10 protein-coding genes are annotated in these 12456 nt (G+C 67.6%); 6 read left to right on the top strand and 4 right to left on the bottom strand.

The window, feature by feature from the left end:
* The first annotated feature begins 220 nt into the window (after positions 1-220).
* The 4 genes from MasN3_RS11745 to MasN3_RS11730 all read left to right on the top strand — a co-directional run bounded on the left by MasN3_RS11745 (position 221) and on the right by MasN3_RS11730 (position 2672).
* Positions 221-436 (top strand): hypothetical protein, encoded by a 216-nt coding sequence (locus tag MasN3_RS11745; RefSeq protein ID WP_281914254.1) that lies wholly within the window; start codon positions 221-223, stop codon positions 434-436.
* Positions 437-623: 187 nt separating this feature from the next.
* Positions 624-1253 carry a hypothetical protein gene (locus tag MasN3_RS11740; protein WP_281914253.1) on the top strand — a complete coding sequence of 210 codons (630 nt, stop codon included), beginning with the start codon at positions 624-626 and terminating at the stop codon, positions 1251-1253.
* Between the two features lie 62 nt (positions 1254-1315).
* Complete coding sequence (locus tag MasN3_RS11735; protein WP_281914252.1) at positions 1316-2026, top strand: reverse transcriptase-like protein; 711 nt, start codon at positions 1316-1318, stop codon at positions 2024-2026.
* Positions 1995-2672 (top strand): HD domain-containing protein, encoded by a 678-nt coding sequence (locus MasN3_RS11730; RefSeq protein WP_281914251.1) that lies wholly within the window; start codon positions 1995-1997, stop codon positions 2670-2672. The genes MasN3_RS11735 and MasN3_RS11730 overlap by 32 nt, the downstream gene beginning before the upstream one ends.
* Before the next feature lie 16 nt (positions 2673-2688).
* On the opposite strand, the gene MasN3_RS11725 is transcribed toward MasN3_RS11730, so the two are convergent.
* On the bottom strand, positions 2689-3354 hold the full coding sequence (locus tag MasN3_RS11725; protein ID WP_281914250.1) for a PEP-CTERM sorting domain-containing protein: 666 nt from the start codon (positions 3352-3354) through the stop codon (positions 2689-2691).
* Between the two features lie 205 nt (positions 3355-3559).
* Between MasN3_RS11725 and MasN3_RS11720 the strand changes: the two genes are divergently transcribed.
* Entirely contained in the window at positions 3560-4834 is a 1275-nt protein-coding gene (locus MasN3_RS11720) for an MFS transporter (protein ID WP_281914248.1), read from the top strand.
* Positions 4834-5670 (top strand): EamA family transporter, encoded by an 837-nt coding sequence (locus MasN3_RS11715; protein WP_281914247.1) that lies wholly within the window; start codon positions 4834-4836, stop codon positions 5668-5670. Before MasN3_RS11720 ends, MasN3_RS11715 begins: the two co-directional genes overlap by 1 nt.
* Before the next feature lie 4 nt (positions 5671-5674).
* On the opposite strand, the gene MasN3_RS11710 is transcribed toward MasN3_RS11715, so the two are convergent.
* The 3 genes from MasN3_RS11710 to MasN3_RS11700 all read right to left on the bottom strand — a co-directional run bounded on the left by MasN3_RS11710 (position 5675) and on the right by MasN3_RS11700 (position 12402).
* Entirely contained in the window at positions 5675-7837 is a 2163-nt protein-coding gene (locus tag MasN3_RS11710) for a TonB-dependent receptor plug domain-containing protein (RefSeq protein WP_281914245.1), read from the bottom strand.
* Between the two features lie 177 nt (positions 7838-8014).
* Positions 8015-10120 carry a TonB-dependent receptor plug domain-containing protein gene (locus MasN3_RS11705; RefSeq protein WP_281914244.1) on the bottom strand — a complete coding sequence of 702 codons (2106 nt, stop codon included), beginning with the start codon at positions 10118-10120 and terminating at the stop codon, positions 8015-8017.
* A 92-nt stretch (positions 10121-10212) separates the two neighbouring features.
* The gene (locus MasN3_RS11700) at positions 10213-12402 is read right to left on the bottom strand and encodes a TonB-dependent receptor plug domain-containing protein (protein WP_281914243.1); all 2190 of its coding nucleotides are present in this window, start codon (positions 12400-12402) and stop codon (positions 10213-10215) included.
* Positions 12403-12456 lie beyond the last annotated feature (54 nt).

Here is a 12456-nt window from a genome sequence, read left to right as displayed (position 1 = left end):
TCGGTGGGTCGCGATAGGCGCGGCGCGGTGGCGGCCGCCTCGCAGACACCTAGCCGGGGGCGGGTGAAACCCATCCGCCGCAAGGAAGCGCGCGCACGTTCACGCGCATTTTTCGACAGCTTGTTCCCCGTTTTCCGCGTCCCGTCGCACGCCGCTCGCGGCCCGGATTGGCTTGGCCTACAGTGCACACATCGACAACCCACCTGCAAGGAGAAATACCATGAACATCATGAAGCATATGGAAGCCGTCTTCCTCGTCGCGATGAGCCTCGCCGTCTCGGGCAGCTACCTGATCGACACCATTCCGGAAGCCCAGGCCCGCAACTACAGCGCCGACGCGGCCATGGTCGCCAGCGGCGACAAGATGGCGGTCGTGACGGTCAGCGCCAAGCGCCTGTCGAGCGAAGAAAAGCAGGCTGCGGGGAGCCGCGGATGAGTGCCGCAGGCCTGCCCGTTGTCGCCGCGGCGCGACAGCGGGCGGCCCATTACGGCCCGATTTGTATCACGCTACTGCGGAGCCCGGCTCCCGATCTGTATCACTTGTAAGTATCTGCTTCAGCGCTGCCTGGCGCCGGTTCCCGGCGATATAGTGGGTCATCCGTTCCTGGATCTGGAGACCCGACATGAAACCCACGTTCACCCTCGCTGCCCTGATCGCCCTTGGCGCCGCCTTCGCACCGCTGCCGTCGATGGCGCAGACCGATTTCCAAATTTATATCGGCTCGGCCCCGCCCGCGCCCATCTATGAACGCATCCCCGGACCGCGCCATGGCCATGTCTGGGCGCCCGGCTACTGGGAGTGGCGCGGCCACCGCCATGCCTGGGTGCCGGGCCGCTACGTCGCCGCCCGCCCGGGTTACGTGTACTACGCGCCGCGCTGGCAGCAGCGCGGCGGCGGCTGGTACATGGAGCCGGCCCGCTGGGACCGCGACCGCAACGGCGTCCCCGACCGTTACGAGCGGCGCGGCTATGCACCGGTGTACGCCGGCGGCTACCGCGACGGACGCGACTACTACCGCGATGGCCGCGACGGCTACTACCGCGACTGGCGCCGCTATGATCGCGACCGCGACGGCATCCCCGACCGCTACGAGCGCCGCGGCTACCGCGACACCGACCGCGACGGCGTGCCGAACTACCGCGACCGCGACCTCGACAACGACGGCATCCGCAACCGCCGCGACCGCGACATCGACGGCGACGGGGTCCCGAACCGCTACGACAGCCGTCCGGACAATCCCTACCGCCGCTGATCGGGGCGCTCCAGCAACGGAAAAACAGGCAGCTTCGGCTGCCTATTTGCTATCCTTGCGCGATGTCCTGTCCTCCTCCCGACCACGCCGCCCTGCTTGCCGCCGCCTTCAAGGAAGAACTCGCCGCCAGCCGCAAGCTCGCCGCCCGCACCGGGGTGCCGGAAGCCGAAGCGCTGCGCGCCACCCTGACCCTACGCGCCGGCGTGGCCGGGCTCGACCGGTTGCTGGCCGCGCGCGCCGCCGAGCGCCTGCGCAGCGAGCACGGCGCCACGGCGCGGCGCGCCCTGGCCGCGGCGGCGCTGGCCCGGCGCGGCGGGGCGAACCCTCCCACGCCCGCATGGCGCGCCCGCTTCGACGGTTCGGCCCGGCCCAATCCGGGCCGCTGCGGCATCGGCGCCGTGCTCGAAGGGCCCGGCGGACTGCGCATCGAGCTGTCGCGCGATGCCGGCCATGGCAACAGCAGCGAAGCGGAATACCTGGCCCTGCTGGCCGTGCTCGAAGCGGCCATCGCGCATGGCGTGCCGGAGCTTGCCATCGAGGGCGACAGCCAGGTCGTGATCGACGACGTCCATGCGCCCGACAGCGCCAGTGCCCCGGCGCTGCGCGCCTACCGCGCGCGGGCGCGCGCCCTGCTCGCCCGCCTGCCGGGCAGCACGCTGCGCTGGATTCCGCGCCACAAGAACCTGGAAGCGGACGCGCTGTCGCAGCGCGCCGTTCCTCCCCCACCGACCATGGAAACGCATGCACCCGACCAAGAACGAACCGAAGACTGATCTGGCCACCTGGCGCCCACGCCTGGCCGCGCTGGCCGCGGGCAGCAGCGGCGGCGACGGCGCCCACGACAGCGCCCACCTCGAGCGCGTCTGGCGCAATGCCCAGGCGCTGCTGGCGCAGCACCCGCAAGCCGACGCCCTGGTCGTGATGGCCGCCTGCTACCTGCACGACCTGGTCAATCTGCCGAAGAACGACCCGGACCGCGCCCAGGCCTCGACCCGCTCGGCCCAGCTGGCGCGCCACCAGTTGGCGTGGATGAACTTCCCGCCCGAGCGCCTCGACGCCGTCGCCCATGCCATCGCCGCGCACAGCTTTTCCGCCAACATTCCGGCCGAGACGCTGGAAGCGAAGATCGTGCAGGATGCCGATCGCCTGGACGGCCTCGGCGCGGTCGGCCTGGCGCGCATGTTCTACATCGCCGGCCGCATGGGGACAGGCCTGGCCCACCCCAGCGATCCGCTCGGCAGCGCGCGCGAATTCGACGACCGCAGCTACGCGCTCGACCACATCATGGTCAAGCTGGCCAGGCTGCCGGGCATGATGCAGACCGAGGCCGGGCGCGCCCTGGCCGAGGAAAGGCTGGCGCGGCTGATGGCCTTCCGCGAGGAGTTCGCGCGCGAAAACGGCGCTCCCGGAAGCGCCTGAGGAAGACAGCGCTGCCTTAGCGCGCCTTGCGCCGCGCGGCAGCCAATCCGGCCAGGCCCAGCATCGACAGCGCCAGCGTCGCCGGCTCGGGAACCGGGGCCGGTTCGTCCTCGGCGGCGCCGAAGCTGACGTCGTCGAACACCAGCCAGCCTGCAGGGCCGCCGAAGGCCACCGAGCGCGCGGTGCCGTCGAACAGGAGTTCGACCGGGCTGAAATTGCAGAACAGGTTGTCCACGTCCAGGCAGTTGTCAAGGTTCGTGCCGAGTGCGAGCTGGCCGAGCAGATTGCCGCTTCCGTTCAGGCCGTCGAACACACGGACGAACCCGGGATCCCCAGCCGCGTAGTGGAAACCGAGGCGGGTATCGAAGCCGGCCGCCACGTTCATGACCGCCGCGGCGCCGCTGAAGAAGGTCAGCACGCCGAGCCCAGAGGGCATGCCGGCCAGCGTGCCGTAGCCGCCGGCATCGGAATCGGTCAGGGCCACGCTATCCTGGGAGAAGCTGACACCGTAATCGGTGCCGGTGGCGCCGTTGCCGTCGGTGCCGCCGTTGTAAAAGTTATGAATCGCAACGAAATCACCGATCCCTTCGAAGTCCAGGACGATCGGGGCGGCGGTCGCGCTGCCAGCGGTGAACGCAACGGCGACGGCGCAGGCGGAAGCAATCTTTTTCAGGTAAGTCATTTTTATCCCCAATATTGGCTGCCAGGAACGGCACCGCTGGCAAAAGCAAGAGACAGGCCACACCTGTTACAACGGGCGGCAAACCGGAAATCACTATTCGCGTGCGGCGCGGCTGTCAAATTTTTCGACGCGCCGGGCGCCGACCTGTCCGAAGGATGCTTGCCCAATGCTAAGATGGTCGAATGTCATCCCCTCCGAGGCATCTATGACCAGCCCCACCGCCTTGCCGATCGCCAGCCCCGGCAAACTGAACTTCGTCCTGGTCTGCATCTTCATCGACATGCTCGGCATCGGGCTGATCGTGCCGGTGATGCCGCTTCTGGTCGGGCAGTTTGTCCCGGCGCGCGACGACCAGGCCCTGTGGTTCGGCGTGCTGGCCGCGACCTTCGGCATCCTGCAGTTCCTGTTCATGCCCGCCCTGGGTGCCCTGAGCGACCGCGTCGGCCGCCGCCCGGTGCTGCTGTATTCGATGGGCGGCATGTGCGTCAACTTCCTGGTCACGGCCTGGTCGCCCAGCCTGTTCTGGCTGTTCGTCGGCCGCATGATCGGCGGCATGTCCTCGGCCAGCATGTCGGTGGCCGCGGCCTACGCCTCGGACATCTCCACCAAGGAAAACCGCGCCAAGAGCTTCGGCAAGATCGGCGCGGCCTTCGGCCTGGGCTTCATCTGCGGCCCCATGCTCGGCGGCCTGCTCGGCAACAGCGACCTGCGCCTGCCCTTTTACGTGGCGGCGCTGCTGGGCGCGGCCAACCTGGTCTACGGCTTCCTGTTCGTGCCGGAATCGCTCCCGCCCGGCCAGCGCCCGCCCTTCGCCTGGGCGCGCCTGAATCCCCTGGCCGCCCTGCTGCGCCTTGTGCAGCGCACCGACATCCGCGGCCTGATCGTCGTCATCACCCTGGTCACCTTCGGCCAGATGATGCTGCAGTCGACCTGGGTGCTGTACACCACCTTCCGCTTCGACTGGACTCCGCGCGACAACGGCATCGCCATGTTCTGCGTCGGCCTGGTGTCCGCCGTGGTCCAGGCCTGGCTGCTGGCCCACCTGATCCGGCGCTTCGGCGAGGTGCGCCTGTCGCTGATGGGGATCACCTCGGGCGCCGTGACCCTGCTCGGCTACGGCCTGGCGACCCAGGGCTGGATGATGTACGCCCTCATCCTGTGCAACGTGCTGGGCTTCGCCGCCACGCCGGCGCTGCAGGCCATCGTCTCCAAGGCCACGCCCGCCGGCCAGCAGGGTGAGCTCATGGGTTCGCTGCAGTCGATCAGCAGCCTGGGGGTGATCATCACGCCGATCATCGGCACCGTCATCCTCGCCAGCGTCAGCCACCTGCCGCCGGGCGACTGGCGCATCGGCAGCCATTTCCTGCTGTGCGCGGGCATGCAAACGGTGGCGATCCTGGTGGCCTGGCGTTACTTCCGCACCCACCGCGTGCACGACAGCCATGGCGAAAGCCAGGGCAAAGAAGAGATGCGGGCCTGATGCCGGAGTCGGTGCTGGCGGCCGTCCTCGGCGCCGCCCTGCTGCACGCCGGGTGGAACGCCGCGATCAAGGCGGAGCCGGACACGCTGCTGGCCGCAGCCGCCATCACGCTCGGAGCAGGCCTGCTGGGCGCGATCGCGCTGGTATTCCTGCCGGCTCCCGCCGTGGCCAGTTGGCCCTGTCTCGCGGCCTCGAGCTTGCTGCAAGTCGTGTACTACCTGCTGCTGGCCGCCACCTACCGCGATGCCGACATCAGCCATGCCTATCCGCTGATGCGCGGCGCGGCGCCGGTGCTGGTGACTCTCCTCAACAGCGGCAACGAAGGCCTTGACCAGGCCCAGTTGGCGGCGCTCGCCCTGGTCGGCGCGGGCGGCGCCGTGATCTGCGTGGGCGGCGGGGGCTTGCGCTGCGCGCGCAGGACCCTGGTGCTGGCCCTGCTCACGGCGCTGGTGATCGCCGCCTATACGCTGGTCGACGGCCTGGGTGTGCGCCGCTCGGGCGCGCCGGCTGCGTACACGGCCTGGTTGTTCCTGCTCACCGGCATCGGCGTGAGCGGGGCGCTGGCAGTCAAGCGCCGGCTCGGCGCCCTGGGCGCCTACCTGGCGGCCAAACCCCTGCTCGCGCTGGGCGGCGGACTCGCCACCGCCGGCTCCTATGGCGTGGCCCTGTGGGCGATGACGCTGGCGCCGATCGCCGTGGTGGCGGCGCTGCGCGAGACCTCGATCGTGTTCGCCGCGCTCATCGCGGCCTCGGTATTGCGCGAACGGGTCGGTCCGGCGCGCGTCGCCGGCGCCGTCCTGATCGCGGGCGGCGCCGTGGTGCTGCGCCTGGCGTGAAGGGTCAGAACTTCATCTCCAGCGTGGTGCGCAGCTTGATCCCGTTCGCGTAGTTCCAGCGCCGCTTTTCCAGTCCGGACACCGGATCGTAGTAACTCGGCTCGAAGGAGTTGCCTTGTTCCAGCAGGTTCGAGAGCGCGACCCGCAGCACGGTCTTCGGGTTGAAGGTCCAGGCCGCATAGGTATCGAGGTCGGTGCGGCCGACCCGGTAGAAGCCGCGGTTGGCCGCCACCTGCACGTAGCCGCCGCGCCGGTAGGCCACGCTGGCCCCCAGCGCCAGCGCGCCGGACTTGTAGTCGGCGCCGAGGTTGGCCGTGAGCGGCACCTGCTGCTCCATTCGGTTGTGCGGCCCCGGCACCGATTCGACCTGCGACCAGTAGCGACTGACGCTGGCGCGCAGGTCGATCGCCGGCGCCCCGGCGTACAGCGACTTGAGCGGGAACTTGGTCTCGATCTCCAGACTGCGCATGACGGCGCGGTCGTCGTTGACGGGCGTGAATATCCAGCGCAGGCCGTCGAAGTAGATGTCGTTGCTGGTGTAGTCGTCGATGCGGCGCACGGCGCCGCTGATCGACAGCATCGCACCCTCGGCCCAGTAATGCTCCCAGGCGGCATCCAGGCCCCAGGCCAGTTCCGGCTTCAGGTTCGGGTTGCCCTGGAAATCGGCTTCGGTGGGGCTGTTGTTTTCCCATTCCGAGCGGCGCGGCACGATGCTGTTCAGTTCTGGCGCCTTGTAGGTGCGGCTGAGCGCGAAGCGGAGCTGGTCTGCCTGTTTGCCTTCCTTGGCCGGGAATTTGTACAGGGTTTGCAGGATCGGACTCAGGACGCTCGAACGCACGCGCGTCGATTCCACGGCATTGCCCGACACGCGGGTGCGCACGCCTTCCCAGCGGGCGCCCAGGTAGACCGACCAGCGCGGGTCGATGGTCCATTCGTCCTGCGCGTAGAAGGCAGCGCGGCTGACCGTGGCGCGGAAGTTTTCGTCCAGCAGCTGGCCTGGCGGGAAGACACGGACGGTGTCGCGCTCGGCGCGGATGTCCGAGCTCTCGTCGACGCGCAGGTCCCAGCCCAGCGCCAGCAGATGGCCGCCGTCCATGGTGCGGCTCGCCTTGCCGGTGGTGTTCATGCCCCGCGCATGGGTGTCGGACAGCGTGCTCCCTTCGGTTTCGGGCAAGCCCCTGGCATCGAGGCCGCTGCGACGCACGAACATCTTGCGCGACGACCATTCGGCGCCGAGCTTGGCGTCGAGCTTGAGGCCGGATTCCAGGCTACGGGTCCAGCTCAGGTCCGACTTCAGCATGCGGTCGTCCATCTCGCCGAAGGTCCGCAGGTCCGGCGTCTGCGGCGGCGGTCCGATCAGCGTGGTAACGACCGGATGGGCCCCATTGCGAAAGCTTGAGCCGTTGGCGATGGCTTCCCACGCCAGCGTGTCGCCGTTGTCGAGCGTCCAGCTCAGGCGCGGGCTCAGGTTCAGGCGGTTCATATGCCCCTTCTCCGGCGCATGGGTCGTGCGATACATGTCGACCCTGCCGTCCGGCCGCGTGTTCTCCTGAAAGCCGCCCCACTCCCGGCCCAGGCTGTCATGGTTGCCGCTGGCCGAGAACGACCACGACGACTTGTCTGCGCGGTCGCCCACCTGGGTGCTGAAGCTCGGGCCGCGAAAGTCGTTCGAGAGCAGGTAGCCCAGCTTGGCCTCGCGCTGGCGCTGGTTGGTTTTCTTGCGCAGCACGATGTTGATGGTGCCCGCCACCGACTCCGCCGAGAACTCGGCAGTCGCCACGCGCAGCACCTCGATGCGCTCGATCATGTCGGGCGACAGGGTGTCGAGCGCGAAGCCGCTCGGGGTACGCTCGCCGTTTACCAGGATCTGGGTATAGCCGCCGCCCAGGCCGCGCATCCGGATTTGGGTGCTGCGGCCGGCCCCCGTCGTGACGGTGACGCCCGGAATACGTTTGAGGACGTCGGCAACATTGGTGTCCCCGTAGCGGACTACTTCGTCGCGATTGACGATGATGCGGGCAGCGGTATCGTCGCGGCGGGCATCATAGTTTGCCCCCTTCACCTCGACCTGCTGGATGGCGCCGTCCGTCGAGGACTGCTGCGCGAAGGCCGGGGCATTGAGCCCGGCAATAAGGACGACAAGATGACGGGGGCGCAGCAATACCATGCTCTATTCTCCAGAAATAGTTATTGGGCTTCTTTAGAAGCACTATATTCTAGACAATAGCATTCTGTAAACATAAAGAAGAACAGAGTATTGCTATGGGATAGCATCATTCTATTCCACGCAAAAGAAAGCCCGGCGCATGGCCGGGCTGTCTGGAGCGAAGCTGGGATCAGAACTTCAGCTCGTACGTCGCGCGTTGGGAAACACGACGCTGCGCGTCTGCGAACCGATGCGTTCGTCGACGTAGCTGTTCTCGAAGAAATAGTCGTCCCCCATCACGTTCGACAAGGCCAGCCGCCACTGCTGCTTGGCATCGACCTTCCACAAGGCGTAGATGTCGAGGTCGCGCCGCGCCCAGGAATAGGTGTACTGGTTCAGGGAGGCGCGCACCAAGCCGCCCCTGCGGTAGACGAAGCTTCCGCCCGTGGTCACGGCGCCGGCCTTGTAGTCGATCCCCAGGTTGACGCTGAGCGGCGTCTGCTGGTCGAGGTAGTTGGCCGGCCCCGGCACCGATTCGACCCGCGACCAGTTGCGGTTGATGCTGGCGCGCAAGTCGACCGCTGGCGCATCCGCCATGACGGCCTTGAGGGGGAACTTGGTCTCCAGTTCCAGCGTACGGGTGATGGCGCTGTCCTGGTTGCTCGGCGTCAGGACCCAGCGCGCACCGTCGAACCAGGTCAGCATGCGCGTGAAGTCGCTGATGCGGCGCATGGAGGCGCTGACCGAGAACAGCGCGCCTTCGGCCCAGTAGTGCTCGTAGGCGGAATCGACGCCGAATGCCAGTTCCGGCTTCAGATTCGGGTTGCCGATATAGTCGGGCTGGGTGGAACTATTGTTCTCGCTGGTGCGCCGGCTCGGGCTCAGGTTGCCGATGCCGGGCGCCTTGTAGGTGCGCGTCAGGGCCAGGCGCAGCTGGTCGCTGCCTTTTTTGCCGTTCTTCCCCGGTATCTTGTAGAGCGTCTGCATGATCGGGCTCCACACGCTGGAACCGGCGCGCGCTTCCCGGAAGGTGTTGCCTTCCACACGGGTGCGGATGCCTTCCCAGCGCGCCCCGAGGTACATCGACCACTGCGGCGTGATGTTCCATTCGTCCTGGGCGAACACGGCCAGGCGCTTGACGCGCGCTTCCGATGTTTCGTCGGGCGCCTGGCCGGCGCTGGCCAAGGCATTGCGCTCGCTGCGCCGGTCGTCGCGATCGTCGATGCCGCCGTCCCAGCCGACAGCGAGCGCATGGCCCTTGCCCAGCGTCCGCGCATATTTGCCGGTCGAATTGAGGCCGCGGTCCCGGTTCCCGCTGGCGACACGCGTGTCCAGGCGCGGCGCGATCCGGTGCGACACGTTCTCGCCCTCGCCGGCCGAGACGCCGATCTTCAGGTCCAGCTTGGCGCCGCTGTCGAAGCTGCGCGTCCACGACAGGTCGGAACGCAGGGTGGTGCCGGTATTCTCGATGGCGGTCAACAGGTCCGGCTGCGGCGGCGGGCTGCCGATCAGGGTCGTGGTGCGCTGCTGCACCTCGTTCTGGAAGCGGTTGCGATTGAGCCAGGTTTGCGAGGTCAGCGCATCGCCGTTGTCGAGGATCCAGTTCAGGCGCGGACTCAGGTTCAGGAAGGTGAAGCCGCCGTCCTGGGGCAGGTTCGAGGTGCGCAGCATGCTGGTGGCCCCGGCCGGCGACGTGCCGACTTCGATACCGCGCGGCGCGTTGTCGAAGCTGTCATGCGCGGCATTGGCCGTGACCGAATACGAAAAGCCGCCGTCGCGGTCGGACAGCTGCAGGTTGGCGTTCGGCCCCCAGCCGGTGCTCGACGCCTGCGCAGCAAGCTTCAGCTCGCGCAGGCGGTTCTTCACCGAGCGTTTCAGGATGATGTTGATGGTGCCCGCCACCGACTGGGTCGAGAACTCCGCGCTGGCGGCGCGCAGCACTTCGATGCGCTCGATGCTGTCCGGCGCCAGCGACTCCATCGAGAAGCCGGCCGGCGCCCGTTCGCCATTCACCAGGACCTGGGTGTAGCCGCTCCCCAGGCCGCGCATGCGGATCTCGCCGCCGCGGCCGTTGGCACTGTTGACGGTAATCCCCGGCACGCGCTTGAGCACGTCGAGCACACTGGTGTCGCCATACTTCGTGATCTCTTCGCTGCTGACCACCACCTTGGCGGCGGTGTCGTCCCGGCGCGGGTCGTAGGTGGCGGCGCTGCCTTTCACTTCGACTTGCTGGATCTTCCCGCCCTCGCCGGCCGGGGCGCCCTCGGCCTGCTTCGGCGCCGCCTGCGGCTCGTGCGCCAGCACGGGGAAGCGCCAACCCGACCGCGGCGGCGAGAACGGTCAGGCGAAACGGTTGACACCAGATCGGCATGCTTGGCTCTCCAGGGAAAGGTCGATCAGAACTTCAGTTCATAGGTCAGGCGGTAGCGCACCCCTTGCGGGAACACGAAGCGGCGGGTCTGCGAACCGAAGCGTTCGTCGTCATAGGTGTTCTCGTTGACGAAGTCCTGGCCGGTCATGTTGCTGACCGCGAAACGCAGCTGGCGCTGGGCATCGAACTTCCACAATGCATACATGTCCAGCTCGCGGCGCGGCATCACGTAGGCGCGCTGGTTGACGGACACCCGCACCGGACCGCCGCGGCGGTAGGCGAAGCTGCCGCCGATGCTCAGGGCGCCCACCTTGTAGTCGGCGCCCAGGTTGACCGTCAGCGGGGTCTGCTGGTCGAGGCGGTTGTTCGGGCCTGGCACCGCTGCCACGCGCGACCAGTTGCGGTTGACGCTGGCGCGCAGGTCGACTGCCGGCGCATCCTTCATGAGCGCCTTGAGCGGGAACTTGGTCTCGATCTCCAGCGAGCGCGTCGTCGCGCTGTCCTGGTTGCTCGGGGTCTGGATCCAGCGCTCGCCGTCGAAATAGGTCAGGTTGCGGGTGAAGTCGTTGATGCGGCGCTGCGACACGCTCACCGACAGCAGCGCGCCGTCAAGCCAGTAGTGCTCCCAGGCCGCGTCGATGCCGAAGGCCAGTTCCGGCTTCAAGTTCGGGTTGCCGCGGTAATCCGGTTCGGTCGAGCTGTTGTTCTCGCTGACCTGGCGGCGCGGGGTCAGGCTGCCCACGCCCGGCGCTTTATAGGTGCGGGTCAGCGCCAGGCGCAGCTGGTCGCCTTTTTTACCCGGTATCTTGTACAGCGTCTGCATGATCGGGCTCCACACGTTGGAGCTGGATTCGCCGCGCTCGAAGGTATTGCCCGTGACGCGGGTGCGGATGCCTTCCCAGCGCGCGCCCAGGTACATCGACCAGCTTGGTGTGATGTTCCATTCGTCCTGGGCGAACACGGCCAGGCGCTTGACGCGCGCTTCCGAGACCTCGTAGGCCGGGACGTTGCCGCTCACCCGCACCCGGTTGATGTCGTTGCGCTCGTCGTCGCGGGTATCGATGCCGCCGTCCCAGCCGAAGGCGAAGGTGTGGCCCTTCTCGACCGTGCGGCTGTACTTGCCGGTGGTGTTCACGCCGCGGTCGCGGGCGTCGAGCAGGCTGGTGGTGTCGAGCAGCGGCACGCCGGCGCTGTTGGCGGCGGTGCGCTGCGAGCGGCTTTCGTTCTCCATGCCCTGGGCGCCGAACTTCAGGTCGAGCTTGGCGCCGGACTCGAACTTGCGTGCCCAGGAAAGGTCGGAGCGCAGGAACCCGTTCTTCGCCTCGAAGGCATTGGCCAGGGTGGGGAACGGCGGGGGCGGGCCGATCAGGGTGGTGGTCGGCTGGCTGAAGCGGTTCCTGAATCGGTGCTGGTTGATGAAGGTTTGCGAGGTCAGGGTATTGTCCTGGCCCAGCGTCCAGTTCAGGCGCGGGCTCAGGTTGATGACGCTCATCTCGCCCTTCTGCGGCAGCACCATGGTGCGCAGCATGGTGACTTCGCCGTTCGGCGCCACGCCGCGTTCCTCGCCGGTGGAGTCGAATTCGAAGCGGTCCTTCATCGCGTTGGCCGACACCGAATAGGAGAAGCCGCCGTCGCGGTCCGACATCTGCAGGTTGGCGTTCGGACCGTAACCGTTGCTCGAGCCCTGGGCCGCCAGCTTCAGTTCGCGCAGGCGGTTCTTCACCGAGCGCTTCAGGATGATGTTGATGGTGCCGGCCACCGACTGGGTCGAGAACTCGGCGCTGGCGGCGCGCAGCACTTCGATGCGCTCGATCGAGTCCGGCGCCAGCGAGTCCATCGAGAAGCCGGCCGGCGCGCGTTCGCCATTGACCAGGATCTGGGTATAGCCCGCTCCCAGGCCGCGCATGCGGATCTCGCCGCCGCGGCCGTTGGAGGAATTGACGGTGATGCCAGGCACGCGCTTGAGCACGTCCAGCACATTGGTGTCGCCGTACTTGGTGATCTCTTCGCTGCTGACCACGACCTTGGTGGCGGTGTCGTCGCGGCGCGGGTCGTAGGTATCAAGCGTGCCCTTGACCTCGACCTGGGTCATCTTCTTGCCCTGCTCCGCCTTGGCCGTGTCGGCCGCATCGGCCTTCTTCGGGGTCTGGGCATCCTGCGCGGATGCGCTCAAGGCCGGGAGGCACAGGCTGATGGCGGCTGCCAGTGCGGTCATGCGGAACGGTCGGGATACGGAGGACATTGAATACTTCAAAAGTGATAGGAATCG

This window comes from Massilia varians (assembly GCF_027923905.1).
GTDB classification, from domain to species: Bacteria; Pseudomonadota; Gammaproteobacteria; order Burkholderiales; family Burkholderiaceae_D; genus Telluria; species Telluria varians_B.
This window is presented reverse-complemented; position numbering and strand designations above follow the sequence as displayed.

What these genes read in the sequence shown, in the direction of transcription:
- MasN3_RS11710 (WP_281914245.1), bottom strand. Translation starts at nt 7,837, where the DNA reads ATGGTATTGCTGCGCCCCCGTCATCTTGTCGTCCTTATTGCCGGGCTC.
- MasN3_RS11730 (WP_281914251.1), top strand. Translation starts at nt 1,995, where the DNA reads ATGCACCCGACCAAGAACGAACCGAAGACTGATCTGGCCACCTGGCGC.
- MasN3_RS11740 (WP_281914253.1), top strand. Translation starts at nt 624, where the DNA reads ATGAAACCCACGTTCACCCTCGCTGCCCTGATCGCCCTTGGCGCCGCC.
- MasN3_RS11715 (WP_281914247.1), top strand. Translation starts at nt 4,834, where the DNA reads ATGCCGGAGTCGGTGCTGGCGGCCGTCCTCGGCGCCGCCCTGCTGCAC.
- MasN3_RS11745 (WP_281914254.1), top strand. Translation starts at nt 221, where the DNA reads ATGAACATCATGAAGCATATGGAAGCCGTCTTCCTCGTCGCGATGAGC.
- MasN3_RS11700 (WP_281914243.1), bottom strand. Translation starts at nt 12,402, where the DNA reads ATGACCGCACTGGCAGCCGCCATCAGCCTGTGCCTCCCGGCCTTGAGC.
- MasN3_RS11735 (WP_281914252.1), top strand. Translation starts at nt 1,316, where the DNA reads ATGTCCTGTCCTCCTCCCGACCACGCCGCCCTGCTTGCCGCCGCCTTC.
- MasN3_RS11725 (WP_281914250.1), bottom strand. Translation starts at nt 3,354, where the DNA reads ATGACTTACCTGAAAAAGATTGCTTCCGCCTGCGCCGTCGCCGTTGCG.
- MasN3_RS11720 (WP_281914248.1), top strand. Translation starts at nt 3,560, where the DNA reads ATGACCAGCCCCACCGCCTTGCCGATCGCCAGCCCCGGCAAACTGAAC.